The sequence below is a fragment of the Periweissella beninensis genome (assembly GCF_016908275.1).
In the GTDB taxonomy this organism is placed as follows: Bacteria; Bacillota; Bacilli; order Lactobacillales; family Lactobacillaceae; genus Periweissella; species Periweissella beninensis.
The window spans coordinates 64,311-89,327 of the sequence record NZ_JAFBDN010000004.1; the positions used below are offsets into that span (position 1 = coordinate 64,311).

Consider the following 25,017-nt stretch of genomic DNA (forward strand, 5'->3'; position numbering starts at 1 on the left):
TTTAAATGGTCAGAAGGGAATCACAATTATGAAAAACGTAATTGAAGTTAATAATTTAACGCAGGTTTATGGTCAAAAGACTAATAAACCATATAAGGCTCTGAAAGGGATTGATCTCCAGGTTGCCAATGGCGAGTTTGTAGCAATCATGGGTCCTTCAGGATCTGGTAAATCTTCATTATTAAATGTGCTAGCAACATTGCAAGCTCCAACAAGTGGAACCGTTAAGGTTAACAATCAAGATATTTGGCAATTAAACGACAAAAACTTGGCTAAATTTAGAGGTGAAACATTAGGCTTTATTTTTCAAGAGTACAATCTAATTGAAAGCCTTAATGTTTTTGATAATATTGCTTTGCCATTAAGCCTTCAAAAAATTAAAAAAGCTCAAATAAAAAAAGCGGTCCATTTAGTTGCCAAGCAACTTAATCTAACCGAACAGTTAAATAAATTTCCAACCGAGCTATCGGGAGGTCAAAAACAACGGGTTGCAGCAGCAAGAGCATTGGTGCATCAACCAAGTCTGATTTTTGGTGATGAACCTACCGGTGCACTTGATTCAAATAATGCACGTGAAATGATGAATTATTTATCAGCAATTAATATGGAAAATAATATTTCGATTTTAATGGTTACCCATGATGCTTTTTCAGCGAGTTTTGCGCAAAAAATTCATTTTTTGAGCGATGGTCAAATCGTACAAACGTTAGAACGACACAATGCTAGTCGAGAAGATTTCTATCGTGATGTCTTGACAACACTAGGAAACTTTAATGAATAGGAGATAAATTATGTTATCAAAAATTGCTTTATCAACTATTAAACATCGGTTAAAAGATTTTATTGTGTTATTTACTGGTTTGACAATTGCAGTCGCAATCTTTTTTATGTTTACCACGATTGCTAATAATCGTGCTTTCTTAGAAGCTAATTCAATAATTCAGCAAATTACGTTAATTTTTGTGATTGGTGAATTTTTACTAGGATTCATTACATTAATTTACTTAACATTTGCTAATAATTTTCTATTACAATTACGCCAACGTGAATATGGTTTATTGATGATGTATGGAGCCACTAAAAGCCAAGTTTCACAGTTATTATTTAGAGAAACTCTTATTTTAGGTTCATTAGCTTCAGTAGTCGGGATCTTCGTCGGTATGGCGTTGACAGCGATTGCAGGGAATGTTTTACAAAAATTACTATATTTGAATTTACCACATTGGCAATTTTTTAATGGTCGAGGCTTAATTGTTACGATTGTTTTCTTTGCAGTAATTCTAACAATTAACGGTATTTGGAATGTATTGCATTTAAAACGCACGCAACTTAATGATTTACTCCATGCCAATCAAGTAAATGAAAAACTACCAACTAAAATGGGACGTTATTTTATTTTTGGTATTTTGGGTATTATTTTGATGATTTTAAGTTTCATAATCATGCACAAAATTGCGCAAATGGGCTTGATGGGCTTAATCTTAGCTTTGATTTTGAATGTGAGTGGAACATTCTTAATTATTCGTGCTAGTTTGATTTTAATTTTGAACGTCTTACAAAAGTTAACTGGTTCATATAAGGGATTACGGCGCTTTACGATTGGTCAGTTAACCTTCCGCTTAAGCGCATTTGATAAGCTACTAACAATTGTGACGCTAATGTTTGCATTAGCACTCGGTGCATTGAGTGTAGGTCGAGGCTTTCAAATGACTGTTCCTATTTTGGCTAGCCAAAATTCCGCATACACCATTGCAATTAAAGATCCAACTAAGCAAGAGACGGCAAATATTGACAAGTTAACAGGCGTTACGTTTAAGACCACTTATCAATATAAAATGGTAAATAAAGCCAAACTTTATTTAAGTAAAGCCGAGTTTAGTCAAGTTAACCTACCAGTATTAGCAACTAATGGTACTATGCAGACGCAAGAATCCTTAAAAATACCAAAGACAACTTACGCTGATGCCAAAGAACTGGCTAATAAATATCCATCAGCTTTAAATCAATTATTGGTTAATATTACTGCTAATAATGTTAATGTTACTGCTAATAATATGGGAGCGATTGATGCTAGCTTTTTAAATAAAACCGCATTTGCTGTAGCCAAAGGGCAATCTGGTTCGATTACGGTTATTCGGGTTAAAGATTATAATGCTAATGAAACAACTTTAGCGGCGTTAGTTAAATCACAAATGGCAAATCATTCTGATTTTTCAACGGATACCATTACTGGTACTTATCCTATTGTTCAACTATTACGTAGTTACATGGGGGGGATTGAGTTTATGGGCTTCTTCTTAGCAATTGCATTCTTAACAATGCTTGCAAGTACTTTAATGTTTAAAGTATTAAGTAATACAGCAATTGATAAAAAACGGTATCGCATTTTATCAATGATTGGTGCTAATACTAGTTTACTTAAACAAACCAATGCTAAAGAAATTGGTGTTATCTTTGGTATTCCAATGATTATTGGGTTCTTAGATGTTTGGTTTGGTTTACCAATGTTTAAACCAATCATGGGCAACGTTTATTTAGGATTTGGTTTTGCGGCAGTTGTCGTAGTTATCTTATACGTATTGTATTACTTGTTAACAGTATTTTTATATCAAAAAATACTAGCATTAAAACAAAAGCACAATTAACGGATGTTTTAAGCATAACGTTGATCAAGGTCTGGGGTAATCCCAGGCTTTTTTACTGCATTTTTGCTTGGCAAATAATAAGGAAGTGTTTGTGGTTTCGGTTAGGCAGTACTTATAGCGATGAATTAGTAAGCCATATTTTGATAATATGGCCGGAAATATTAAATAAAAAGTAATATGCCTAATATAAGTTATATTGATCATTGATTAGGTGTATAATTTATATTCGGGAATTTATTTATATTATCTATGAGAAGGATAAAATTTTGACAGAATTAATTTATAAAAGAGTTAATAATAATAGTTTCACACTTAAACTAGTCGATTTTAAAGTACAGGGATTATTCGTTTATTTTAATCATAAATATAGACCATTACCGTTAGTAGCGGGAGCCTATTTAGTTAATATCAACGAATTAACGAATGATTATCATATTATTAATACTACTAAGGGAAAAGTCGATTTTTATTTTCAAGAAAGCACTGGTCAATTTAAACGGTTAAATACAAATTTATTTAGGACCGTTACGCCAATTGGGCCGTTTAAATATCAAACGGTAGCAAATACCATGTTTTTCCACCGGACGGTTAATGGAAATTTAGCAATGATGCTTAATACGGTTCCTGGTATCCGCGGCTATATTGGTAATACGAGTATCACTGAGATTGAAACAACGCCAATAGCCATGATTTGGCGCGGTAGTATGGCAATACAACTATTGACAGTTGCAAAGCTTAGTCTCAAAATGATTGACCAAACTAATAATCATGGCATAGCAATAGCAGCTAAAATAATTAGTCAGGTTCATAATACGGTCATTTTTGAAATTACGATTAGTAAAGAAAAGTTGCATGATTTTTATCAAGAATTTGATTTAAAGACGGCAACGATTTTATTAAATACGTATTTAAAATTGACTTTTACGGAACTCCAAACGCGCCAAGACATGGTCAAATTGCAAGGCTTTAGTGGCCAGACGCGTAATGAATTACAAAATATTTTAGTAAATCGGAAACCGGGTGAAAAAATTCGGGATAATATCTATGCAAAATTTTTGCCAATTAAAGCGTTAACAACGGTACTTGAAAATCATCAATTGATGCATTTTTATCCTTATGTTAATAGTTATTTTAATTTAAAAGTGTCCTTAAGCTTAAGTCAATCTGAAACTAGCCAATTATTGCGAAATGACAAACAAAGAGCCTTAAACTTAGCTCATTTAAAGCATGTGGAGCCTAAGACTGGAATGGTAGTAATAGATATTAATGAAGATCTTTGGAAAAAATATTCAACAATCACAACCATTCTAGCGTTATTAACGGAATACGCGTTTAAAAGTGTGTATCTGTTAGCACCACCTAATTTAGATTTAACTTTTTTAAACACAAAAATAGAAGCAGAATTACATATCGTTCAGCGAAATAGTGATCAAGCAATTCAAAGCCAAGCGCAAGCCGCATGGTTAATTGATAACGAACTAGTAGTTAGAGAAAACATGCCGCAACAAATGATTGCTGAGAAGTATACAATTACGGATGTTACCAGTGTTAATGATGGCTTACTTATTAAAGTCGACACAGCACAATTGATTTCGCAAAATAAGGATTTTTATCTAGTAATTACTAATCGTGATAATAAAGATCAATATTATCTGGCAAGTGAAAATGTTGCTGAAGAGGCGTTAACCTTTAAGATAAGTAATACTATCCTTATTACAGAAATTTGGCCTCAAATATGGCAACAACAAGGATTATTAGATTTAGGGTTGGTTATTGATAATCGTGATCATAGGCGGCAATTAGCGGAATTACCACGCTTGACGCTAATCGCGGCAACGCCAAAGCTACAAGCCAAAATTACCGATTGGTATTTGGACTTACATGCCAATTTAGATAAGCAATTAAGCACGAAAATTGGTTATGACAGTCATGTTATTAAATTGGCTGATGAAAACAATGTCTTGGTGTTGACTCCTTATATTAACAAGTCGTTGAAACTAACATTTGCAATTATAAAAGTTAAGCAAGCAATTCATACTAAGTTAGTTGAAAATGGCGTACCAATTCCGATTGCGAAGACACCTGATAGTCGAATTGCTAGTTATTATGCTGAACTCATCACAACTACTGAAGTTATTCCACAGACAATTTTATATGAATCACGAGATGGACAAACGATTGTTGATTCACCATTAGCGATTTTTGATTATCTTAAAAAAGATACTTTTTTTGCTAATTATCAACATATTTGGGTGATTAATAATCCTGACAATCCGACAATTCATGAATTAGATGAATATCAACAGGATAATGTTAAAGTCGTTATTAGAAATACCGCTGCATATTTTAAAGCAATGGCAACTGCTAATTATTTAATCACTAATGCAACATTACCAGCATTTTTTGTCAAGCAGCCACAACAGATTATTGTAAACACCTGGCATGGCACACCACTTAAGCATATGGGATTTGATATGCCAGGTGATCCTGGTAAATCAAAAAATGTGGTCCGTAATTTTTTGATGGCTGATTATTTAATTTCTCCCAATACTCATACTACTAATATTTTATTAAATGGATATAAATTAGCTGGTCTTTTTACTGGTAAAATTATTGAAAATGGGTATCCTAGAATTGATTTTACGTTAAACGCGAATCAAGTCCAGCTTAAACAGCAACTTACAAAGCTAGGAATCAAACTTGATAATAATAAAAAAGTAATTGCTTGGACCCCAACTTGGAAAGGAGAGGCAGTCAATGCGCCGACTGATGATATTGCTAGTATAATTAAAAGTTTCAAACAGTTACAGACTAGTTTACCAGCATATAATGTCGTGCTAAAAGTGCATCCTTTTATTTATGATTTAATTAGAAATGAGCCTAGTTTAGTACATTCTTTAATTCCTGATAGCTTTGACCCTAATAAATTTTTAGGTCTTGTCGATATTTTAATCACTGATTATTCAAGTATCTTTTTTGATTATTTAGCAACTAAGAAACCAATTATCTTTTTTGTCCCCGATAAAGATGCTTATCAAGCTCAACGTGGTTTATACTTAAAAGAAAAGAACCTACCGGGGCCAATTGAGCGTCGCTTGGCAAATGTCATTGATGATATTAACAATATTGATATAATTAACCTAAAATATCAGCAGCAATATGCACAAATTGCTGCTGATATGGTTAAATATGATGATGGTCAGACTACTAAAAAATATGTTGATGCCATTTTTAAGGGTCAAACGAACAATCTTAAAATTATTCAACAACATCGTTTTAAGAAACGAATTTTAATTTATCCTGGTAGCTTAGCCAAAAACGGGATTACGACCAGTTATATTAATTTAATGAGTAATCTTGATTTTACGCAATATGATGTAACCCAAATTGGCGCATTAGCCACAGATGGTGGACTCGAAAACACATTAAAAGTACCAAAAAATGTCCGCCAAATGTTTTTGGTTGGCGCACCGCTTTTAACAGTTAATGAACGGCTTGAAGATGCCTACAATAATGAATTAGGTGTAAATGATCCCACCTTTTATCCCCAAATAGGTTATGAAAGGAATATGCGACGATTATTGGGAAACCAAGTTTTTGATGTAGCAATTGATTATAGTGGCTATAGTTTCTATTGGGCACATAACATAGTAGCGGCTAAGGCGACTAAGCATATTATTTTTATGCATAATGATTTAGCTGCAGATGCGCTGCGTAAGATTGGTGATTATAAACCACACTATCAGAATTTAACTACTTTATTTACGTTATTGAAGAAATTTGATTTGGCATTATCTGTTTCACCCGCACTTCGGGATATTAATGCTAAAAAACTGAAAGCATATATTAAACCACGTAAGATTAAGGCTCAAGTTAATACACTGAATTTAAAAAATTTAGAGCAAGCGTTGGCGGTAGATGTTACCCAAAAATTTAAAGTAATGGAAAATATTTTTGGAGAAACAATTGTTGATTTTGATGAAAATGTTGCTAATTTTGTTGTTTCAGCCCGACTTTCACCAGAAAAGAATCATCTTAATTTAATTGAAGCATTTGCAAAATATGTTACTGACATTGATTATACTGCACGTTTGTACTGTTTGGGCCAAGGACCATTAGCAAGAATATTACAAGACAAAATTATAAACTTGCATATGGAAAAGCATATTTTTTTAGTCGGATATCTAGATAAACCATTCGAATTTATTCGAAAAACAGATTATTTTATTTTACCGTCATTATGGGAAGGACAACCAATGGTATTATTAGAAGCAATGACACTTGGTAAAAAAATATTAGCAACTAATATTGCGACTAATCAATATGTTATTGGCCGTCATGAAAAATACGGCTGTTTAACTAATGGCACCACAGTAGCTGCTATCTTTAAGGGGCTAATAAAGTTAGTTAAGAGTACTAAACGCTATAAACAATTTAATGCGGAAAAATATAATAAACAAGCAATTAGAAATTTTTATCGGTATTTAAGATAATTATTTTTTAAATTAATTATGATAATTACAAAATAAAAAAAGCTGTAATTGGTGGCTACCTTAAAGTGATATCACTTTAAGGTAGCCACCTTTTTTCAGCTCTTTTTTATAGCGCTAATTAATTCAAAATATTAATACCTTTGATAAAATTTATTAATTTAGTAGTATCAGAGTTAACAAGACGGCCTTTGACAGTCACCATATAGATAAGCCGTTCCCATTTTGGAAATGAGATTGGGATAATACGAATTGGTAGATTATATAACATGTCCATCATAGGCACAACTGCAATTCCAAAATCATTAGCCACTAAACCCGCGATTGTTTCATCTTCTTCAACCGCACAAATACTATTTGGTTTACCACCACATAAGTTAAACAAATCAGCAAGCTGGTGGCTAAGCCCACTTTTAAGTGCAAAGGTAATTTAAGGATAGGGAAGTGTTTCGGCTAGATTAACAGCTGTTTTATTGGCAAGCGGGTGATTAAGTGGGGTGATTAAAACCATTTTTTGCCGACTTATTGGGGTGAATTCGAATAAGTTATCATCACGACACTTAGAGCAAAAGGCTACATCAAACTCTTCTGCTAGTAAACTATTTAAAATATCAGGACTTAAGCCAGTACCAGTACTAATTGAAAACTTGCTAGAGGTTAGTTGGTTGTTTTCAAATTTTTTTAATAATTGTGGCAACCAATTAACAGTGACATATCTAATAGAGCCAATTCAGCTTCAATTGCTAATTTATTTACTAAAATGTCAATTGTAACTGCACAATTTTTATTACCATTTTTAATTGGTTTCATTGCTAGTTCACATATGTCATACCATACGATTTTTATCGTGTGTGGGATTGCTATGTTAATTGATGCTGGTTTAGTGATAATTCTACCATTCCCACAGTTAAAACAAGCGGAAGTGATAGCAACAACAAATGCGGCTACAAAAGGAAAACCACATCTCAACTTTAATAAAAGTTCAGTTGCGGCGATTTTACCAGGTTTTACAACTTCGACAACATTTATGTTGTGGCTGAACTGTAATCAAGAACTAGGTCAACTATATGGTATTAAAGATGCAAGCGTTTTACAATCATGTGATGCCTTTGGGGCAGCTTTGGGTGTTTTAGCAACGGCACAATTAATAAAATTAGGCCTTAAGGAAACAACAATTCTTGTTTTGTATCCTGCCATTTCAGTAGTAATGCTTTTACTGTGTTATGTAATAACAGCACCATTCGTGCTTTATATTGGTAGTGTGGTAATCGGTTATGTAGCAGTAGGTGGGTTATTGCAACTAGCGACATCAACAACGATTATTTTTTTCCCCTTGAACAAAGGACTTGCAACTTCAATGGTTATGATTGCCTCAAGTATCGCCAACTATGCAGTTTTATCAGGGGCAGCCTATATCACAAATGTTTTAGGTAAAGGGGCATCACGAGTTATTGTGTTATTAAATGTTGGCATTACCATTATCGGTATTATTTTATCTGTGATAGTTAAAAAAGGACAGGCACAAAAGATATAAAATATAAACATTAAGTTTAGGAAAAACAAGAAGAAGCAAGCAAAATTCTACAATTTTGCTTGCTTCTTCTTTAATTAATTAAGCGCATAGACAAATTTTTTCAATTAATCTAAAATTAACAGTATTAAAGTTTAGGATGGTCAAGATGATAAAGACTAAAATAAAAACAATAAGCATATATGGCAGTCTAGGCATTATGCTACTAGTGATTGGTCGTGAAATAGTATTACCATTTGTTATGGGTGCCTTTCAACAAAACAAACAACTTGCTTTGTTAAGTGATTTAGGGGCTCCTGGAATGCCAATGCGGCGCGCTTTTAAAAGTTGGGAAGATCTCGACGGCTTGCTATTTATCTTGGGAACACCATTTTATTATTTTTATTTAAAGCCAATTAGTCAAAAATTAGCTTTATTAGTTACCAGCTTAATAATTACTTATGGGATTGGCGATTGTCTTTTTACCGGTATTTTTGATTATTCAGGTAGTTATTTTGCAAATCTACACAGCTTTTTACATGCCTTTGGATCAATCATTGGTTGTAGTGCTCTCTTCTGTGCTAATTGTTTATTACTATTGGCAGAATTATACTATGGGCACACGGATTTAGCCCGATTAATCGGTTTAATACAAATAGTGGCAGCCGGAGCTTGTTTCGCTTGCATTTTGTTGGAAAATATTTGGCCATTGTTAGCAAGTATCTTGCAAATAGTTGGCTTAAATAGTTTATATTTACCATTGGTACTTGTGGCATTAAGCCAATTAGTACTTACAAGGAATCACTGATACTAAAGTAACTACGAATAGGTTAACAGTTATCACGGTGGTAGCGTAAAGCCTTTTCAAAAATTAGTTTATACCGTATACTTATTTAGCATACCAATGAAATCTAACTATGAGATAGGATTATTTAAAGGAGGAGCAAAATGTCTAACAAAAAAGTATTAGTCTTAGTTAGTGGTGGTATCGCAGCGTTTAAAGCTGTTAGTTTTGTGCGACTATTACAAGCCAATCATTGCGTAGTCCGTGTCATGATGACTGAAAGTGCGACTAAATTTGTTACATCACTGACTTTTGCGACATTGACCAAAAATCAAGTCTTAACGAAAATGTTTATTGATGAAAAGCAAAACCCTACAGGAGCTATTTTCCATATTGAATGGGGTGCATGGGCCGATGTAATCGTGGTAATTCCGGCAACCGCAAATATAATTGCGAAAATTGCCAATGGAATTGCGGATGATCTAGTAAGTACGACTTTATTAGCAAGTAATCGGCCAAAATATATCGTTCCCGCGATGAATGATAATATGTGGCATAATATAGCAACGCAACAGAATTTGGCGCAACTAAAGCAAGCAGGGATTGCTGTTATGGAACCAGCAACCGGACTCTTAGCCGAGGGTTATCAGGCAAAAGGCCGTATGCCAGAACCAAATGAAGTTTATCAGTGGTTGCGGCATGCAATACAAGATAGCGAACCCCAAAAGAAGCAAGCAACACAAATTTTAAAAGGCCAAAAAATTTTAATTACAGCAGGTGGAACACGGGAATATTTAGATCCTGTGCGGTATATCGGTAATAAATCATCCGGTAAAATGGGGTGTGCATTAGCAATACAAGCACAAGCGCTCGGAGCTGAAGTAACATTAATCAAGACGACAACAGTTACTTTACCAATACCTACTGGGATTACTGTTCATACGGTTGAAACAACCAGTGAACTGGCGCATAAAGTCAAAGTAGAGTTTGCTAAGCATCAGATTATTATCATGGCAGCGGCCGTTGCAGACTATCAACCGAAAACGCGTGCTGTGACAAAGATTAAAAAAAAGGTCAATCAATCTGAACTAATGCTAACTTTGATTAAAACTGAAGATATTTTAGCGTATTTAGGACACCATAAGCACCAACAATTCGTCGTAGGATTTGCGGCTGAAACTAATAACTTACTAGCACATGCACAAGCTAAATTAACCGCCAAAAAGGTAAATATGATTATTGCCAATGATGTTAGTAATACCGCGATTGGCTTTGATAGTAATCAAAATGCGGTGACACTTTTACAGCCTAATGCAGCCAATATTCAGTTAGCACAAGCAGATAAAGCAAGCATTGCAAAACAAATTTTAACTGTGATTGCTCTAAAAACTGCGAAACAAAAAAATTAACGCACTAAATAATTAATCTAAATTTATTGAATAGGAGATTTTGGCATGGCCATTACCAAAATAAAAAAATTGGTGCTGACCGCACTGTTTATGGCAATTATTTTATTACAAACACAAATACCATTTTTAGGATATATTCCATTAGGTGCAGTCGCTGTTGGTGTTTTTGCAACAATTATTCAATTTACCATTGCTATTGCGACCATTATTTTAGGAACTAAATCGGGGATAATTATTGGTGGTTTCTTTGGTATAATCTCATTTATCCGAGCATGGAGTAATCCAGGATCAATTGGGGCATTAATATTTCAAAATCCATTTACAGCCATTGGCGCACGCATTATGATTGCCATCATAATTGGTTGGTTTGCTAAGCGCTATTTAATTAATTCACCGCAAAATCAGTTATTTTTCAAACTAAGTTTAGCCGGTTTGCTAGCAGCTTTTGTGAATACCGCTAGTGTTGTTATGACAACATGGCTAGGCTTTAATGTCATGCATACAACGTACAATGGGATTCCAAATAGTAATCTTTTTCATTGGTTATTAATTAGCGTGGTCGGGTTCAATGGGATTGCCGAAATGTTGGTTGGAATGATCTACGTACCGTTGATTACGCAACCATTACTTAAACATATTAAAAATAGTTAATTACAAAACTAGTTATACATATAAAATGTATGCTAGTTTTTTGCGAGCGAAAAAAGATAATATATATTATCTAGTTTACATAATATATATTATTAAAAGTTATATCAATAACCCAAAAGACAACTTTCTTACTTTTTCTAGTCCTAACTTTAAATTGATCACTTAACTTATTTTATCTAAATTTAGTAAGGTTCTGCATTAATTTTTCTTACCTGATACGTGCCTTGCTGCTTAATTATTCCGTGATAAGTATTTGAGTGTGTTTGCTTAGTAATTAACGCCATAATAAGCAACTGAATAAACAACTTACGGTAAATTGACCAATTTGACTGATTATTTTAAGTTAACTGAAACGTATTTTCATCAATTTTTGCAATATATAATTGTATATGACAAAAACCTATTTTATAGTTTTTTACGCATTTTTATTAAAAAATACGCTAAACTAACTTAGGCAGCTTAAAAAGCTCTTAAAAACGCCTTTGTGAAATAAATAACAATTATTGAAGCTTAAAACATCTATTAAACTGGTCTAATTTTGCTATTTATTTATAAGAAAAACCGCTATTTAATACTTAGCGGCTTTTTCAAAATTCTGTCCTGTTTAAACTTATGAATACTTAGCCAAAGATAACCGGACCAACTAAAGAGCCACAGACCACAAATCCATAAAGGAGTCTGATAAACTAATTGTACACGGCCACGATATCCTTTAGGTAACTGAAATGTTACGAGACTGGTTTGATTATAATGTGCTTGCACGTATTTCCCATTATCTGGTCTTAAGCGGTACCCTGGGTAATAAATCTTTTTAAATGTTATTGTTTATGTTGTTTTACGCCGTTGATTAATGGTTACCTGATTGTGATTAGTCCGGATATATTGACCATTTAACCAATCATTTGTTTTAGTAGTAATTAGTTTTTGATTTTGATAAACACCAGTCGTTGCATATTCAAAATACCACGCATCGTTTTTAGTATGAGGATTATATACCTTATAACCAGTTGTTAAACGGCTAGTTATTTTAACCGCATGGCGAATGCTATAGGAATACTGGTACATTTGCCCCTGAACCATTAAAGCATACAAGGTACTGAGACTAAGCAACAGGCTACGCTGTATGGTAGCTCGTTTAATTGTAGATTGCCAAAAGGACAAACTTATTACCATGGCAATTGTCATAAAGAAGTAGCCAATCAACATAAACCGCCATTTAAACTGTAAACTATAAAAGCAGCTAGGCATATATGACCAATTGATGGGGGCATAGCTTAGGCTATAAAACAATATAGTTAAACTAACCGGATAGCACAAAAGTTTTTTAGGTGAAACATTTCCAAAAGATGTTTTTAACGTTTTATTATTAACCCAAAAGATTTTAATAACCGTAACGGTCAGTAGCATCAACAACCCTATATTAATATATAAAATCAAGCTACTGTATGGTTGCCAATTATTAGAATTATTTAAAAAGGTTGCTGTTCGATCCATCGTATAGACTTGTTTGTTAAAAACATTATATAAGTTAATGTGTTTTAAATATAATAATGGAATCCAATAGTAGCAACTTAAAAACAAAGTTAGTCCTAATACTTTAAATAACTGTTTTAAAACAAATCGTTGTAAAAAAAGTTTGGGTAAACTAATTATTAAAATACCAATTGTTAATGCAACTAAAAAGGTGCTTAATAGATGACCCGCTAATAATAATGATGCGCCAATGCTTAAAACAACAATGCTTTTACGATGTTCAATTACAATTTGCCAAAGATTGAAGATAATGATTGGCAAAAACATAATTCCTAATAGTGCCCCTTGATCACCTGTTAGTAATAAATTGTGAAGCACGAATAGTGAACTAATATAGAAAACAGCACCCAAGGTACTATAAAAATTATTTACAAATTTTAAAAGTAATTTACGCATGCTAATCCCAGCGATTAATAAGACGCTAATATTAAACAAGATAAAAACCGCAATGATGGAATGCGTTATGCCATAGACTAGCGCCAATAAAAAGGCTTGCCATGTCCCGTAAAAAAAATTACTACCTAAGCCTAAATTATTTAGCGCAGTTGTATTAATGTATGGAATAATTTGACCATTTTGCCAACCTTGCCAGGCACCAATAATCCGATTAATATGAAATGGTGTATCATAGCTATTAATCAACTTAGGATTATTAATAATGATTGTTAGATTAACAATGATAGCTACTAACAGCATCACTAAGTTGGGCTGTCTAGTTAATTTTCCAAGCTTTCTTTTTTCTAATTTCATCTAAAACTACCCCTGTTTTGCTTAAAAGCAACCTACAAGAGCAACTTACGCTGTTGATATTAATTAAATATTAAATTAGTTATGGTTAACTCGACCATGTATCAAAGCATCATGAAATTGACCGCTAGCATCTTTCAAATACTCAACAAGCCGCCCTTCTTCTTTAAAACCAGCATTAAGCGCAACATGATGACTTGCCTGATTTTCAACATCCGTATATAAATTTAAACGATGCATTTTAAGATTGGTAAAGGCATAGATGCTCAAAGCATTAACGACTTGTTGCATAAGATGCTGATGCTGAAAATCTTTTCCTAACCAGTAGCCAATTTCACCTTGTGCTAAGCTTGGGTTGATAGAATGGATATCAATCATACCTGCAACATGGCCCATATACTCAATTGTCAAAAGAACTAATTGATTTTTACGCACTTTCATTTGAGATACTTGAATAAAAGCTAATTCATCTTTAATAGTTTTAGTTAATGGTTCCCATGGCATCCATTGCTTTAATTGATCACGATTATCATCAATTAACCTAAAAAGATCAACTGCATCAGTGGTCACGGTCGAACGTAAAACTAATTCTGGTGTCACTTTAATTTTAATTGTTTTCATTTCTTTTCCTCATTTGATCAGACTAGTTAACCCCTATACTATAACCCAAATAATCAATTGTAAATAACAGCTATATTACAATTTAACTTATTTTCATTTTTGGTCCATACAATTTAATCGTAACCAAAAAATAAAAACGGAGTAAATTTATAAAAATTTAGTCCGTTTTTATATGTTAGTAGCAAACATCATTATTACACCTACATTTTTAAATGCTGTTTACTTATTCAAAACTATATTTTAAGCCCCATTTTGTTCTTAATACATCAAACAGTTTAAAAACATCATCGGTAATTAAATTGTATTGTGTAGCCAAGTTAGGCTGCTGTAACGCTGCTTCAAAGTCATCTATTTCATATTTAAGGGCATCTGCTGTCGTACCTACCTTTATTACATTAGTTGTCTTAGTTGCCGTTTGAAACCATAGTGCTTCTTGTGCGCGTGGAAATTCCATAATACGAAAATAGCCTTTTGTCCCCGAAACTGTCAATGCTTTAGGTTGTTTAGCTTGCATTGATAAATTGATGGTGGCTAGTTCGCCTTGGGTGTTTTGTAAAATAGTCGTTGATTGTTCATCGACGCCCGTTTCAAAAAAATCGACAAATGTTTGAACCGCGGTTGGTGACTCACTCATAAAATAGCGTGCCCCAGTCAAAGCGTAGCCACCAATATCTAATAATGCGCCGCCCGCTAAAGCTGGATTAAAGAAACGATTATTAACGTCATATGGCTTATAGCTACCAAACGTGACATTAATCAGCTTAATTTGACCTAGTTGCCCTTCATCAATAAGTGATTTTAATTTTTTGATCAATGGCATGTGTAAGACCGTCATTGCTTCTAGTAGTAATAGATTATTTTATTTAGCTAATGTTTGTAATTCATTGAGCTGGGTCCCATTAACTGTAATCGCTTTTTCAGCCAAAACATGCTTACCTTTAAGTAAAGCTTGCTTAATCATTTCATAATGTAAATTATGTGGTGTGGCCACATAAACCGCATCGACGGCATCATCATCTAATAAATCTGCTAGGCTTGCATATTGTTTTTCGACATGATAAGTATTGGCAAATGTGGCTAGTTTAGCAGTATTTCTAGCCGTAACCGCATCAATACCACCATCACGGCTTAATAAGGTTGCACCCATTTGGTTAGCAATTGTTCCAGTACCAATAATTCCCCATTTTAAACTCATTGTGATGCTCCCTTCAATTGTTAATATCATTATTATACTGCTGATAACATGTAAATGCTTACACGAGACGCGGTTGATCGATAAACCCATAAATACATGTATACTACAAAAAGTTAAAATAAGATATCCATTGATGATCTAAAAATTAAATTTAAGTTGTTGCACAATAGTGGGTAATTTATTTATTGGCGCTTTTGTTAACGCTGAAATAATTGCTACACCGCTAATTGGTAGGTTTTTTAGGTATTGGATATTATTATAATCAATACCGCCAATAGCTACAATTGGCAAATTGGTAATAGCAATTATTTTCCGTAACCCTGCAATGCCAATTACTGGATCAGCATCTTGCTTAGAGTTGGTTGCAAAAATAGGGCCACTGCCAATATAACTTAAGTGACTAGCAATTGTAGCATTCGGCATTTGCTCAGGGGTACTAACCGATAGCCCAATAAAAGGAGGCCGTAGCGATCGCTGGGTTAAAATATTTACTAATTCGGTAACCTTTACATCACTTTGACCAATATGAATACCGTCAGCCTGGCATTGCAAAGCTAGTTGCCAATCATCATCGATAATTAGTGGGACATTATACTGTTTAGTTACTCTTCGTAAGCCAAGCGCAATGGCTTGTTTTGTAGTGTCATTTGGGGCCATTAGACCCTTTTCACGATATTGAACGGCTGTCACACCACTCGCTAAAGCTGTAGCTACAAATTCAAGAATATCAGTACCTGGCTTAAGATCTTGGCGACCCACGACTAAGTAACATTGCAACATGTTAGTTTCAAATTTTAGCATTCATTCCCCCTCAGCTTGCGCCCAATGATTTAAAGGGCCATGACCATGACCAACAATAATTGTTTTTTTAATAGTATTCATTAAATATTCTTTGGCGGCAAAAACGGCATCCACTAACCCCATACCCGTCGCAAGATTACTAACAATAGCCGCCGCGTACGTGTCACCAGTCCCATGCGTGCGTTGTGTCGCAAGTTTATTATTTGCTAAAATATGGTACTGACCATTTGCTAGTAGTAATAAATCTTTTACGTGATGCCCTTGTCCATGACCGCCTTTGATGAGTACGTTTTGAGCACCCAGCTGTTGAATTTCTTTAGCTGCCGCAATTAACGTTTGTTCATTATTGATTTTAAAATTAACCAAGGCTTCCGCTTCAAGTAAATTTGGTGTTACTAATGTTGCTAATGGTAATAATCTAGTTTTGATGGTCATAATTGCATCAGCAGTTAACAAACGGGCCCCCCCTTTAGCTATCATAACTGGATCTACAATGATGGGACCAAAATCATATTTTTCTAACGCTGTGGCTACCATTTCAACATGTAATTTGTCACCAAGCATGCCAGTTTTTACTGCACGAATCGCTAAATCATCATTGATACTAGCAAACTGTTGCTCAATAATTGTTGGTGGTAATAAATCAGTTGCCTGTACGCCATACGTGTTTTGTGCAGTGATGGCAATTACCACGGTGGCAGCATAAACTTGATGCGCAAAAGCAGTTACAATATCTGCATTAATACCCGCACCTCCACTGCTATCAATCCCGGCAATTGTTAAAATTTGTGGAAATTGGGTGATATTTTGTTTAGGCATTAACTAAATCCCACTTTCCATATTCTGTTAGTTTAGTTGGTGTTAGCTGATATAGTTCATCGAGTAAAACATTACTAAATGAACCTGGTTGATTAGGTGTTTTTTGTGCAGCTAATTCACCAGCAACACCCATCGCTAATACAGCAGTGGCAACTGCTTGTAACCGAGGGACGCCAGGTAATAAAAAAGTACCTATTAGTGAAGAAAGCATATCTCCTGACCCCACATTGGTTGCTAAAAGTTGCGTATTATTATGAATAACATACGTAGTACGTCCGTCAGTTATGACATCAATCCTTCCAGTTAGAGCAATGATTTTACCAGTTTTTTTAGCTGCTTGGATGGCAACGCTGACGCTATCTAGTTCTTCAACCGCATCAATACCTCTTGATTTAGCATTTATTTCAGCAAAGAAAGCAATTTCACTAGCATTACCACGAATAATATCAATTTCAATATTTGTCAATAACTTTTTTACATACTGACTTCTGAATGGCACGTTAACGGCCACAGGATCTAATATAACTGGAATTTTATATTTGTGAGCAGCCGTACCCAGTGCTTTTAATTCTATAAAATCACTTTCAGCTCCTTGGGATGTTCCTAAATTTAAAGTTAAGGCAGTTGCGAGACTAATTAAATCATCAGCTTCAGCTGGTTCAAGTGTCATAATCGGCGAACCACCAATAACATTGATAGCATTAGCAACAATTTGTGGTGTTACAAAATTAGCAAACGTTACTACGACTGGATTTTGTTGGCGAATATCGTTTAATATAGTAAAATCAAGCATTCATTAATTCCTCCATTGTAATTGTACTAGTATTAGCTAATAAACGTGTTTTTTGAAAATACGTTGCGTCAAAAAAGTGCCATTCATAGATACATCCTTGCAAAAAAATTGCTAAAAGCTGTTGTTGCTTACTTTGTGTAAATGTTTCTTGATCTAAGATGGTAAATAAAACGGTAGCTAAGTCCATTTTTAAAAGATCGGGAAATTGATTATCATATAATTGCAACCAATTAATTAATGGATTATCAGTAACTTCTTGCGGTACGAGCTGCTTTGCAAACTCAGGATAAACCCAAGCACATGGTAGTAAAGCCGTAATTAAACTGAAAAAATCTTTACTTTTATTGGCAAATAAAAAATCAATATATGCTTGTGTAGTGGGGTTGGGAACTGTTGTTGGGAGTTGCTCAACTTGGCTAATATCAATACTTTTTAATAACCAAGTATGCGCAATACTTTCACTATTTGGTTCAAAAAGTAACGGCATAAGCACGTGAGCAATTGTTGGACTTGGTGCCAAATCTGCAGCAGCTTTTAATGCTAATGCATACTGGCTAAGATAAAATTCATCTTGCTGTACATACGCAATAATTGCGGCTGGTGCTAATGTGTTAGTAGTAATATCTGTTAAAAATGGATGCTGAATAATTTCCTTAACAAGTGGTTCAGCATGGCTTTTTAAAACTTCTGAAAATATCATAATTTAATTTCTCCTAAAAAAAGATGCCTACCCACGTATGGATAAGCATCTTAAAAAAAGCATTATTTTTAAGGTAATAGCTACTTCCCTACGCGAGTATTAACTCAACAGGTTCAAGGGTCCTAGCGCAATGCTAATCTCAGTGACGATAACTGTCACACCCCTAGTGCATAAATATTATTGATTGTTGTCAGTTTAACATAGCCCTAACTAATAAGTCCACACCTTATTTTTTATTTTTTATAATTAGGCATAATTATTTTTATGATAAGCATGTTTTAAAAAATAAGCAAAGCCTGGATTTGGTAGTGGTAAGCGTCGCTGACAATATTGCACAAACGTTTGATAAACTTGCATTTTATCGGTAGCTGGAATTTGTTGCCAAGCAAAAAAATCACGCGGTCCAATTTTAACAATATCTGCATATTCGCCCCGTAAAACATGCGCCTTATCTTTAAAATAATAATTTTTGGGCGCCACCCACGCAAAATTATTTTTATGATTTGTAATCTTTTTTCTAACTTTAGGATCATCAGGATGGCTAATGTCTAATCTAAAATGAGTATTTTCAGGTAATAACCAATTAAGCGGATTTGTACCCTTAGAGCGCCCATAATTGAATGAACTAGTATTAGCAATTGGTTGTGCTAGTTCAATTGGATAGTTAGCAGGATTACTATCAACTTGCCGTAAATTGGCTATATCTTGCCGATAATTTTGCCATTCACTTACAAAATTACCAGTTTCTAAGTTAATGATGAATTCACTCATTCGACTATGTTTCGTGATTTGTACTTTAAAATTTTGCGGATATGTAAAGCCACGCCACTTAGGATAGCGATTATGGTAATTTGCAATCGTTGTATAATCTAATCTTAAGCGATTAAGTCGTGCGTAGGCTAATAGTTTAGCAAAATCAGTTTTACCGGTAAAGTTTTGTAATACATAGTGTGTTATTTGCCGATCTAAATAGCTACGAAATAAATGAACTTTTTGGGCTAATAATTTAAGCCTTGGTGGATAATTAGCATTTAACGGAGCTTTTTTAAAAACGCGTTGCACATAATGACGCCACAACTTTAAAAAAACAGCATGTGGTGGTAAGTTATTAGTTAATCGGTAGTGCCCAACTAATTGTAAAAAACCGTTATTATCAATCGTGGCGCCTAAATGGTTTAAGACAAGCTCTAATTTTTCAAGTGGTGACCGCCGAACTGCTTTTAGCATGCTAGTATACAGCTCACTACCAACCGTTAAAGTTTCTGAGGGGGCCTTTTTTGTCGCTTTTAAATAACACTTAATGGCCCGTTTATCCCAATCATCTTGTGATAAGTCAAGTTGTTGTTTAATCATATCAAATCCCACCCTTTTAATGCTTAAAATTTTTAAATTGCTTACTACAAAAAGGGACGTGCCTTGTTCGCTATTCACGTTCATGCACACCCCTCACATTATTTAAAATTTAAGTTTTACAAGTAATTGGTAATTAAAAAGCAGCTGTCAATGGTGGCACAACTTGTTTTTTACGAGAAACAACCCCTGGTAAGGCCAAGCGATCATTGTCTAATTTACCACCAAAGGCTTTTTCAATTGGCGCAACTGGGGCACCAACAACTAATAATTCAGAATCGGAAGTTAAGATGTTTGTTACGACAAATAAGAAAAGATCATAGCCATTTTGATTGATTTCAGCTTGCATGGCTTCTTCTAGAGCAACTTGCCGTTCAAATACTTCATCAATATCAACTGTGTTGACCTGACCAATGCGCACTTGTTTACCACCCATTTCGAATGATTTAGCATCACCTTCAATTAAATCTAATTCTGATTTAGTTGCGAGATTAGTACCAGCTTTTAGCATTTCAAGGCCATATGTTTCATAATCAACATCTGCAATTTCAGCTAAAGTTTGCACTGCAATTTTATCAAATTCAGTTGTTGTTGGTGACTTTAATAATAAAGTATCGGAAATAATAGCTGAAAGCATTAAACCTGCTAAATTAGCTGGAATTTCAACTTTATTTTCGTTAAACATTTTTAATAAAATTGATGAAGTTGCCCCAAGTGCTTCAGCACGAATATTTAGTGGCGTCGCAGTTGTTAAATTAAATTTATGATGATCAACAATTGCACTAATTTCAACTTCAGCGACATCACTGACTGATTGTTGAGCTTCATTATGATCAACTAAAATAACACTATTAACTTCAGGTTTAGCAGCTGTAATAACTCGTGGTGCAGTTGCATCAAAATGACGTAGCGCAAATTGCGTTTCTTCATTTGGAGTACCAAGGGCGACTGCTTCAGTTTCTTGTCCTGTTTGGTTTAAAAGATATGAGTAGGCCATGGCTGCAACGATTGCATCTGTATCGGGATTAGCATGCCCAAAAACTAATTTTTTTGTCATTATGTGACTCCTTCATTAAATAGTTGCTTATTACATACACTTTAATTATATGCTAACTTTCCTTAATGTACCATCAAAAAATTAAAAATTTTGGCATCATCGAGGGTAGAGCATAATGTTACTAGAAATTATCAAAATCACATGTTTATGTGATTACTATTATCAATCCCAGCACCCTTTTTTGCTACCCGCCCTATTTTAAGAATATCAATGCAGACTTTTTGTACCTGCTCAATTTAATTTTCCAGTTTATAAAAAACAATTCCATTAATATGTGCAATCACAAAAAACAACTAATTCAAATTATTAATTAGTTGTTTAAAATAAATTTTTAAAGTTTAGCGCCAAATTAGTCGAGCGTTGTTAACCGGGTTAGATAATTCTTATCAGCTAAGTAAGTATCAAATGCTTGTAAGAAACTAGCGATTCGTGGAATTTCACTCTTATCTTTGCGATAAACAAATGATAAGTCAAACTTAATATTTGGTTCAAAGGGCACAGCATGCATATTTTCACCCATGTTACCTTTTTGACTAGCAACATAAGAATTAGGTAATGCCGTAAAGGTACCTGTTTGTTTAGCAAAGCGTAAAATTTGATTTGGAGTTGAGAAACGCGCCACTGACTTAGGAATATCTAGTAAGTGGTTTTTGTAAATTTCCCGAACAGTTTGTTCAATATAATAAGTTTCAGGATAAGTTACCCAATCTGATGAAAGCGTATCTTTTAAACGAACTTGTTCAAGATTAGCTAGAGCTGGGTTACTATGCACAAACATCAAATCTTCATTCATAATTGATTTAGCAGTGTATGGTTTCCAATTTTTAATTGAATCATCTGGTAAATACATAATCGCTAAATCAATACGGTTATTTTCGAGTCGCTCCCAAATTTCCTTTCGGCTTAACGTGTAGAAAGTAACACGGACATCAGGATGTTCACGATAATATACCGTAATAAAGTCTTCAATTACTCGATCTTCAATTGAAGAAAGTAAACCAATTGAAATTTCACCTTGTGTTGCTGAAGTTGATTGTTGAATTTCATCAGTTGCCTTATTTAATAGTTCATAAATTTGTTGTGTAGTTGCTAGCATTGTTAAACCAGCATCAGTCATTCGCAATTTTTTACCAATTGAGTAAAATAATGGTGCTCCAACAGTTCTTTCGAGTTTCTTAATTTGTTGTGTTAACGCTGGTTGTGTAATTCCTAAAATTTGTGAGGCTTGGGTATAATTCATGGTCTCAGAAAGTTGTAGAAAGTATGACAACGTCTTTGATGAGAAAATATTTTCTTGAGTAGTTTTCATCGCCAATTGCTCCTAACTATAGATATTATATTATACATGATATTATCAATATAAGAAAAATGCAAGCAATTTAACTTTTAATTTATAACAACGCATAAATTAAACTTATATTAAACTCTATAAAGAAAATTTAATACGTTAAACAAGTTCTATCTGATATTGATTTAGGGCGATTGGCACCCCTTCACTAGCTGTATCAATTACAAAGGAACCATTTGAATAACGTTGACTCAGCGGATGTTCAGCAACCAAAATATCATGCGTTAAGCCGCGATTAGTAATTACTTGCAATGCCTTATCTTGTTCTGTAGCGTCAATACCTAAAGCACTAATTATTTCATGAGGTTGAGCTTTTAATTCACGTAAAATCACCACGCCACGACGAGCCCGTGAGCTCAGTGGAATTTCACTAACTAACATTTGTTTAAACGCACCACGTTGAGTAATTAATGCTAAGTGATCGGTGTCCTTAACGAACAAGCAACTAACAATTGATTCCTTATCTCGAATATCCATGGCCTTAACGCCACTCGTCCGTGCTCCGGATACGGGAACTTGGGCTAAATCATACCGTAACGCATACCCGGTTTGGGTCAGTAATAAAACACTTGTATCGGTCATCCCCAGCGGTAAGTATAAAACATTGACCACGGTTGCTTGCGGTTGCTTTAATTTGATTGCAACACTTGCTCGTTTACGATAATTTCGTCCCGGCGTTAAATCAGCAAAGGCAGTTTGTTTAATGTATCCATCAGATGTGGCGAGAGTAAACATCCCCGTTTCCGCTAAGTTATTAAAGACAAATACTTGCAGCACTTCTTCTTCAGAATCTAAGCCATTAATTGCTTGGGAGAGATGCTCACCAGTATCTTTCCATTTAACATCACTAACTTCATGAACTGGCCGATAAATTAAGTTTCCTTTATTCGTGAAAATGAATAAATGGGATAACGTATTAACCTTTGCTAAATACACTGGAACATCGTCATCCCGGAGCCCATTTTCACCTTCGCTTGATGCATTATATGAACGTAGCGATGAGCGTTTGAGATAGCCGGCTTTGGAAACAAGTAACACGACATTTTCATCGGCAACAGTCACAGTCGTATCAATTTTTAATTCCTCAACTTGGGCTTGAATTTCAGTCCGTCGATCATCTCCAAATTCTTTAGCCAACGTTTTTAGTTCTTTGCGTAACACTTTATGTAATTCTTTGATATCACTTAAAATTAATTGATATTGCGCAATTGCAGTGGCTAATTGTGTTGCCTCGGCTTCAAGCTGCGTAACATCGGTATTCGTTAACCGGTACAATTGGAGCGTAACAATAGCTTCTGCTTGTTCATCAGTAAAGCCAAATTGGTCCATAATATTTTGCTTGGCATTTTTCCGATTTTCACTCGCTCGAATTGCAGCTACGACCGCATCTAGAATTGAAATCATTTTTATTAAACCAGCGACAATATGTTGTCGTTTTTGGGCCTTAGCCAAATTAAAAGCCGTTCGCTTCGTAATAATTTCTTTTTGATGTTCTAAATAGGCACTTAGAGCTGTCTTTAAGCTGACACGTTCTGGCCGTTGCTTATGGATTGCTACCATATTAAAGTTGTAAGTGATTTGTAAATCTGTTTTTTTGAAGAGATATGTTAAAATCCCATCGGCATTGGCATCCTTAGCTAATTCAATGACAATCGCTAAACCCTGTCGATCGGATTCATCCCGAACTTCAACAATTCCAGCAACATCTTTATTAAGGCGAATTTCATCAATCTTTTTGACAAGTTGGGCTTTGTTGACTTCATATGGAATTTCACTAACTTCAATTTGTTGTTTACCTGCTTTTAAAGGTTTAATGGCTGTTTTAGACCGTAAAATAACTTTACCTTTACCAGTCTCATAAGCTCGCTTAATTCCATCAATCCCTTGGATAATTCCACCAGTTGGAAAATCAGGACCTTTAATAAATTCCATTAATGCATCAGTGGTGGCACTAGGGTGACTTAATAAATAAATTAATGCGTCAACTACTTCCCGAAGGTTGTGGGGTGGAATGTCAGTAGCATACCCTGCTGATATCCCAGTCGCCCCATTAACTAGTAAATTGGGAAAATGTGCTGGTAAGACGGTTGGTTCATACTCTGTATCATCAAAATTTAAAACCATTTCTACCGTATCTTTATCTAAATCTCGCAACAACTCACCAGCAATTTTGCTAAGCCGTGCCTCTGTATACCGCATGGCCGCTGCGGGATCCGCATCGATTGAACCATTGTTCCCATGCATTTCAATTAGTGGTGCGCGTAATTTCCAATTTTGTGACATCCGCACCATTGCTTCATAAATTGATGAGTCACCATGGGGATGAAAATTACCCATGACGTTCCCAACGGACTTAGCTGATTTACGATATGCTTTATCGTATGTATTACCATCCTTATTCATTGCAAACAAAATTCTGCGTTGCACTGGCTTTAAGCCATCCCGAATGTCAGGTAAGGCCCGTTCTTGAATAATGTATTTTGAATAACGTGCAAAGCGGTCACTCATTACATCTTCAAGGGCTAATTCTTGAATATTGTCAGCCATGTTTTGCTCCTTTGAAA

The 25,017-nt window shown here is 34.5% G+C and carries 18 protein-coding genes, 2 pseudogenes and 1 riboswitch; of the genes and pseudogenes, 7 read left to right on the plus strand and 13 right to left on the minus strand.

Annotation, left to right across the window (positions count from 1 at the left end):
- Positions 1-28: 28 nt before the first annotated feature.
- The 3 genes from JOC59_RS02580 (at position 29) to JOC59_RS02590 (ending at position 7,138) form a co-directional block, all read left to right on the plus strand.
- On the plus strand, positions 29-781 hold the full coding sequence (locus JOC59_RS02580; protein ID WP_205143238.1) for an ABC transporter ATP-binding protein: 753 nt from the start codon (positions 29-31) through the stop codon (positions 779-781).
- 10 nt (positions 782-791) lie between these two features.
- Positions 792-2,645: an FtsX-like permease family protein gene (locus JOC59_RS02585; RefSeq protein ID WP_205143239.1), complete on the plus strand. Its 1,854-nt coding sequence runs from the start codon at positions 792-794 to the stop codon at positions 2,643-2,645.
- Positions 2,646-2,911: 266 nt separating this feature from the next.
- Positions 2,912-7,138: a glycosyltransferase gene (locus JOC59_RS02590; protein WP_205143240.1), complete on the plus strand. Its 4,227-nt coding sequence runs from the start codon at positions 2,912-2,914 to the stop codon at positions 7,136-7,138.
- A 118-nt stretch (positions 7,139-7,256) separates the two neighbouring features.
- On the opposite strand, the pseudogene JOC59_RS09305 reads toward JOC59_RS02590, so the two are convergent.
- Positions 7,257-7,865, minus strand: a pseudogene (locus tag JOC59_RS09305) (LysR substrate-binding domain-containing protein).
- Between JOC59_RS09305 and JOC59_RS02605 the strand changes: the two are divergent.
- The 4 genes and pseudogenes from JOC59_RS02605 to JOC59_RS02620 form a co-directional block, all read left to right on the plus strand.
- Positions 7,866-8,669 (plus strand): annotated as a pseudogene (locus tag JOC59_RS02605) (MFS transporter); the annotation flags it as partial. It abuts the pseudogene before it with no gap.
- 145 nt (positions 8,670-8,814) lie between these two features.
- Positions 8,815-9,453 carry a DUF998 domain-containing protein gene (locus JOC59_RS02610; protein WP_205143244.1) on the plus strand — a complete coding sequence of 213 codons (639 nt, stop codon included), beginning with the start codon at positions 8,815-8,817 and terminating at the stop codon, positions 9,451-9,453.
- Between the two features lie 140 nt (positions 9,454-9,593).
- Positions 9,594-10,838: a bifunctional phosphopantothenoylcysteine decarboxylase/phosphopantothenate--cysteine ligase CoaBC gene (gene coaBC / locus JOC59_RS02615; protein WP_205143245.1), complete on the plus strand. Its 1,245-nt coding sequence runs from the start codon at positions 9,594-9,596 to the stop codon at positions 10,836-10,838.
- Between the two features lie 45 nt (positions 10,839-10,883).
- Positions 10,884-11,489: an ECF transporter S component gene (locus JOC59_RS02620; RefSeq protein ID WP_205143246.1), complete on the plus strand. Its 606-nt coding sequence runs from the start codon at positions 10,884-10,886 to the stop codon at positions 11,487-11,489.
- 825 nt (positions 11,490-12,314) lie between these two features.
- Here JOC59_RS02620 and JOC59_RS02625 read toward each other — a convergent pair.
- The 12 genes from JOC59_RS02625 to parC all read right to left on the minus strand — a co-directional run bounded on the left by JOC59_RS02625 (position 12,315) and on the right by parC (position 25,000).
- Positions 12,315-13,772, minus strand: a complete 1,458-nt coding sequence (locus JOC59_RS02625) for a glycosyltransferase family protein (protein ID WP_205143247.1) — start codon at positions 13,770-13,772, stop codon at positions 12,315-12,317.
- A gap of 75 nt (positions 13,773-13,847) precedes the next feature.
- On the minus strand, positions 13,848-14,390 hold the full coding sequence (locus tag JOC59_RS02630) for a GNAT family N-acetyltransferase (protein ID WP_205143248.1): 543 nt from the start codon (positions 14,388-14,390) through the stop codon (positions 13,848-13,850).
- 223 nt (positions 14,391-14,613) lie between these two features.
- Entirely contained in the window at positions 14,614-15,210 is a 597-nt protein-coding gene (locus JOC59_RS09310; RefSeq protein ID WP_239516997.1) for a Gfo/Idh/MocA family protein, read from the minus strand.
- Between the two features lie 39 nt (positions 15,211-15,249).
- Complete coding sequence (locus JOC59_RS09315) at positions 15,250-15,585, minus strand: Gfo/Idh/MocA family oxidoreductase (RefSeq protein ID WP_239516998.1); 336 nt, start codon at positions 15,583-15,585, stop codon at positions 15,250-15,252.
- A gap of 138 nt (positions 15,586-15,723) precedes the next feature.
- Complete coding sequence (gene thiE, locus JOC59_RS02640) at positions 15,724-16,386, minus strand: thiamine phosphate synthase (RefSeq protein ID WP_205143249.1); 663 nt, start codon at positions 16,384-16,386, stop codon at positions 15,724-15,726.
- On the minus strand, positions 16,387-17,205 hold the full coding sequence (thiD, locus tag JOC59_RS02645; RefSeq protein WP_205143250.1) for a bifunctional hydroxymethylpyrimidine kinase/phosphomethylpyrimidine kinase: 819 nt from the start codon (positions 17,203-17,205) through the stop codon (positions 16,387-16,389). It lies immediately after the preceding gene.
- Positions 17,198-17,998, minus strand: coding sequence for a hydroxyethylthiazole kinase (gene thiM, locus JOC59_RS02650; protein WP_205143251.1), 801 nt, complete (start codon positions 17,996-17,998; stop codon positions 17,198-17,200). Before thiM ends, thiD begins: the two co-directional genes overlap by 8 nt.
- Positions 17,991-18,698, minus strand: a complete 708-nt coding sequence (locus JOC59_RS02655; protein WP_205143252.1) for a thiaminase II/PqqC family protein — start codon at positions 18,696-18,698, stop codon at positions 17,991-17,993. Before JOC59_RS02655 ends, thiM begins: the two co-directional genes overlap by 8 nt.
- Before the next feature lie 68 nt (positions 18,699-18,766).
- Positions 18,767-18,873: riboswitch (TPP riboswitch) on the minus strand.
- Positions 18,874-18,944: 71 nt separating this feature from the next.
- Positions 18,945-20,135 (minus strand): DUF3114 domain-containing protein, encoded by a 1,191-nt coding sequence (locus tag JOC59_RS02660; RefSeq protein WP_205143253.1) that lies wholly within the window; start codon positions 20,133-20,135, stop codon positions 18,945-18,947.
- Positions 20,136-20,184: 49 nt separating this feature from the next.
- Positions 20,185-21,105 carry a manganese-dependent inorganic pyrophosphatase gene (locus tag JOC59_RS02665; RefSeq protein WP_205143254.1) on the minus strand — a complete coding sequence of 307 codons (921 nt, stop codon included), beginning with the start codon at positions 21,103-21,105 and terminating at the stop codon, positions 20,185-20,187.
- Positions 21,106-21,454: 349 nt separating this feature from the next.
- Positions 21,455-22,414 (minus strand): LysR family transcriptional regulator, encoded by a 960-nt coding sequence (locus JOC59_RS02670; protein ID WP_205143255.1) that lies wholly within the window; start codon positions 22,412-22,414, stop codon positions 21,455-21,457.
- A 138-nt stretch (positions 22,415-22,552) separates the two neighbouring features.
- Positions 22,553-25,000: a DNA topoisomerase IV subunit A gene (gene parC / locus JOC59_RS02675; RefSeq protein WP_205143256.1), complete on the minus strand. Its 2,448-nt coding sequence runs from the start codon at positions 24,998-25,000 to the stop codon at positions 22,553-22,555.
- Between the last annotated feature and the right edge of the window lie 17 nt (positions 25,001-25,017).

Bases quoted from the DNA above. Each gene is read 5' to 3' on its own strand.
- JOC59_RS02580 (WP_205143238.1), top strand. From the start codon at position 29: ATGAAAAACGTAATTGAAGTTAATAATTTAACGCAGGTTTATGGTCAA.
- JOC59_RS02585 (WP_205143239.1), top strand. From the start codon at position 792: ATGTTATCAAAAATTGCTTTATCAACTATTAAACATCGGTTAAAAGAT.
- JOC59_RS02610 (WP_205143244.1), top strand. From the start codon at position 8,815: ATGATAAAGACTAAAATAAAAACAATAAGCATATATGGCAGTCTAGGC.
- coaBC (WP_205143245.1), top strand. From the start codon at position 9,594: ATGTCTAACAAAAAAGTATTAGTCTTAGTTAGTGGTGGTATCGCAGCG.
- JOC59_RS02620 (WP_205143246.1), top strand. From the start codon at position 10,884: ATGGCCATTACCAAAATAAAAAAATTGGTGCTGACCGCACTGTTTATG.
- JOC59_RS02625 (WP_205143247.1), bottom strand. From the start codon at position 13,772: ATGAAATTAGAAAAAAGAAAGCTTGGAAAATTAACTAGACAGCCCAAC.
- JOC59_RS02630 (WP_205143248.1), bottom strand. From the start codon at position 14,390: ATGAAAACAATTAAAATTAAAGTGACACCAGAATTAGTTTTACGTTCG.
- JOC59_RS09310 (WP_239516997.1), bottom strand. From the start codon at position 15,210: ATGCCATTGATCAAAAAATTAAAATCACTTATTGATGAAGGGCAACTA.
- JOC59_RS09315 (WP_239516998.1), bottom strand. From the start codon at position 15,585: ATGAGTTTAAAATGGGGAATTATTGGTACTGGAACAATTGCTAACCAA.
- thiE (WP_205143249.1), bottom strand. From the start codon at position 16,386: ATGCTAAAATTTGAAACTAACATGTTGCAATGTTACTTAGTCGTGGGT.
- thiD (WP_205143250.1), bottom strand. From the start codon at position 17,205: ATGCCTAAACAAAATATCACCCAATTTCCACAAATTTTAACAATTGCC.
- thiM (WP_205143251.1), bottom strand. From the start codon at position 17,998: ATGCTTGATTTTACTATATTAAACGATATTCGCCAACAAAATCCAGTC.
- JOC59_RS02655 (WP_205143252.1), bottom strand. From the start codon at position 18,698: ATGATATTTTCAGAAGTTTTAAAAAGCCATGCTGAACCACTTGTTAAG.
- JOC59_RS02660 (WP_205143253.1), bottom strand. From the start codon at position 20,135: ATGAACGTGAATAGCGAACAAGGCACGTCCCTTTTTGTAGTAAGCAAT.
- JOC59_RS02665 (WP_205143254.1), bottom strand. From the start codon at position 21,105: ATGACAAAAAAATTAGTTTTTGGGCATGCTAATCCCGATACAGATGCA.
- JOC59_RS02670 (WP_205143255.1), bottom strand. From the start codon at position 22,414: ATGAAAACTACTCAAGAAAATATTTTCTCATCAAAGACGTTGTCATAC.
- parC (WP_205143256.1), bottom strand. From the start codon at position 25,000: ATGGCTGACAATATTCAAGAATTAGCCCTTGAAGATGTAATGAGTGAC.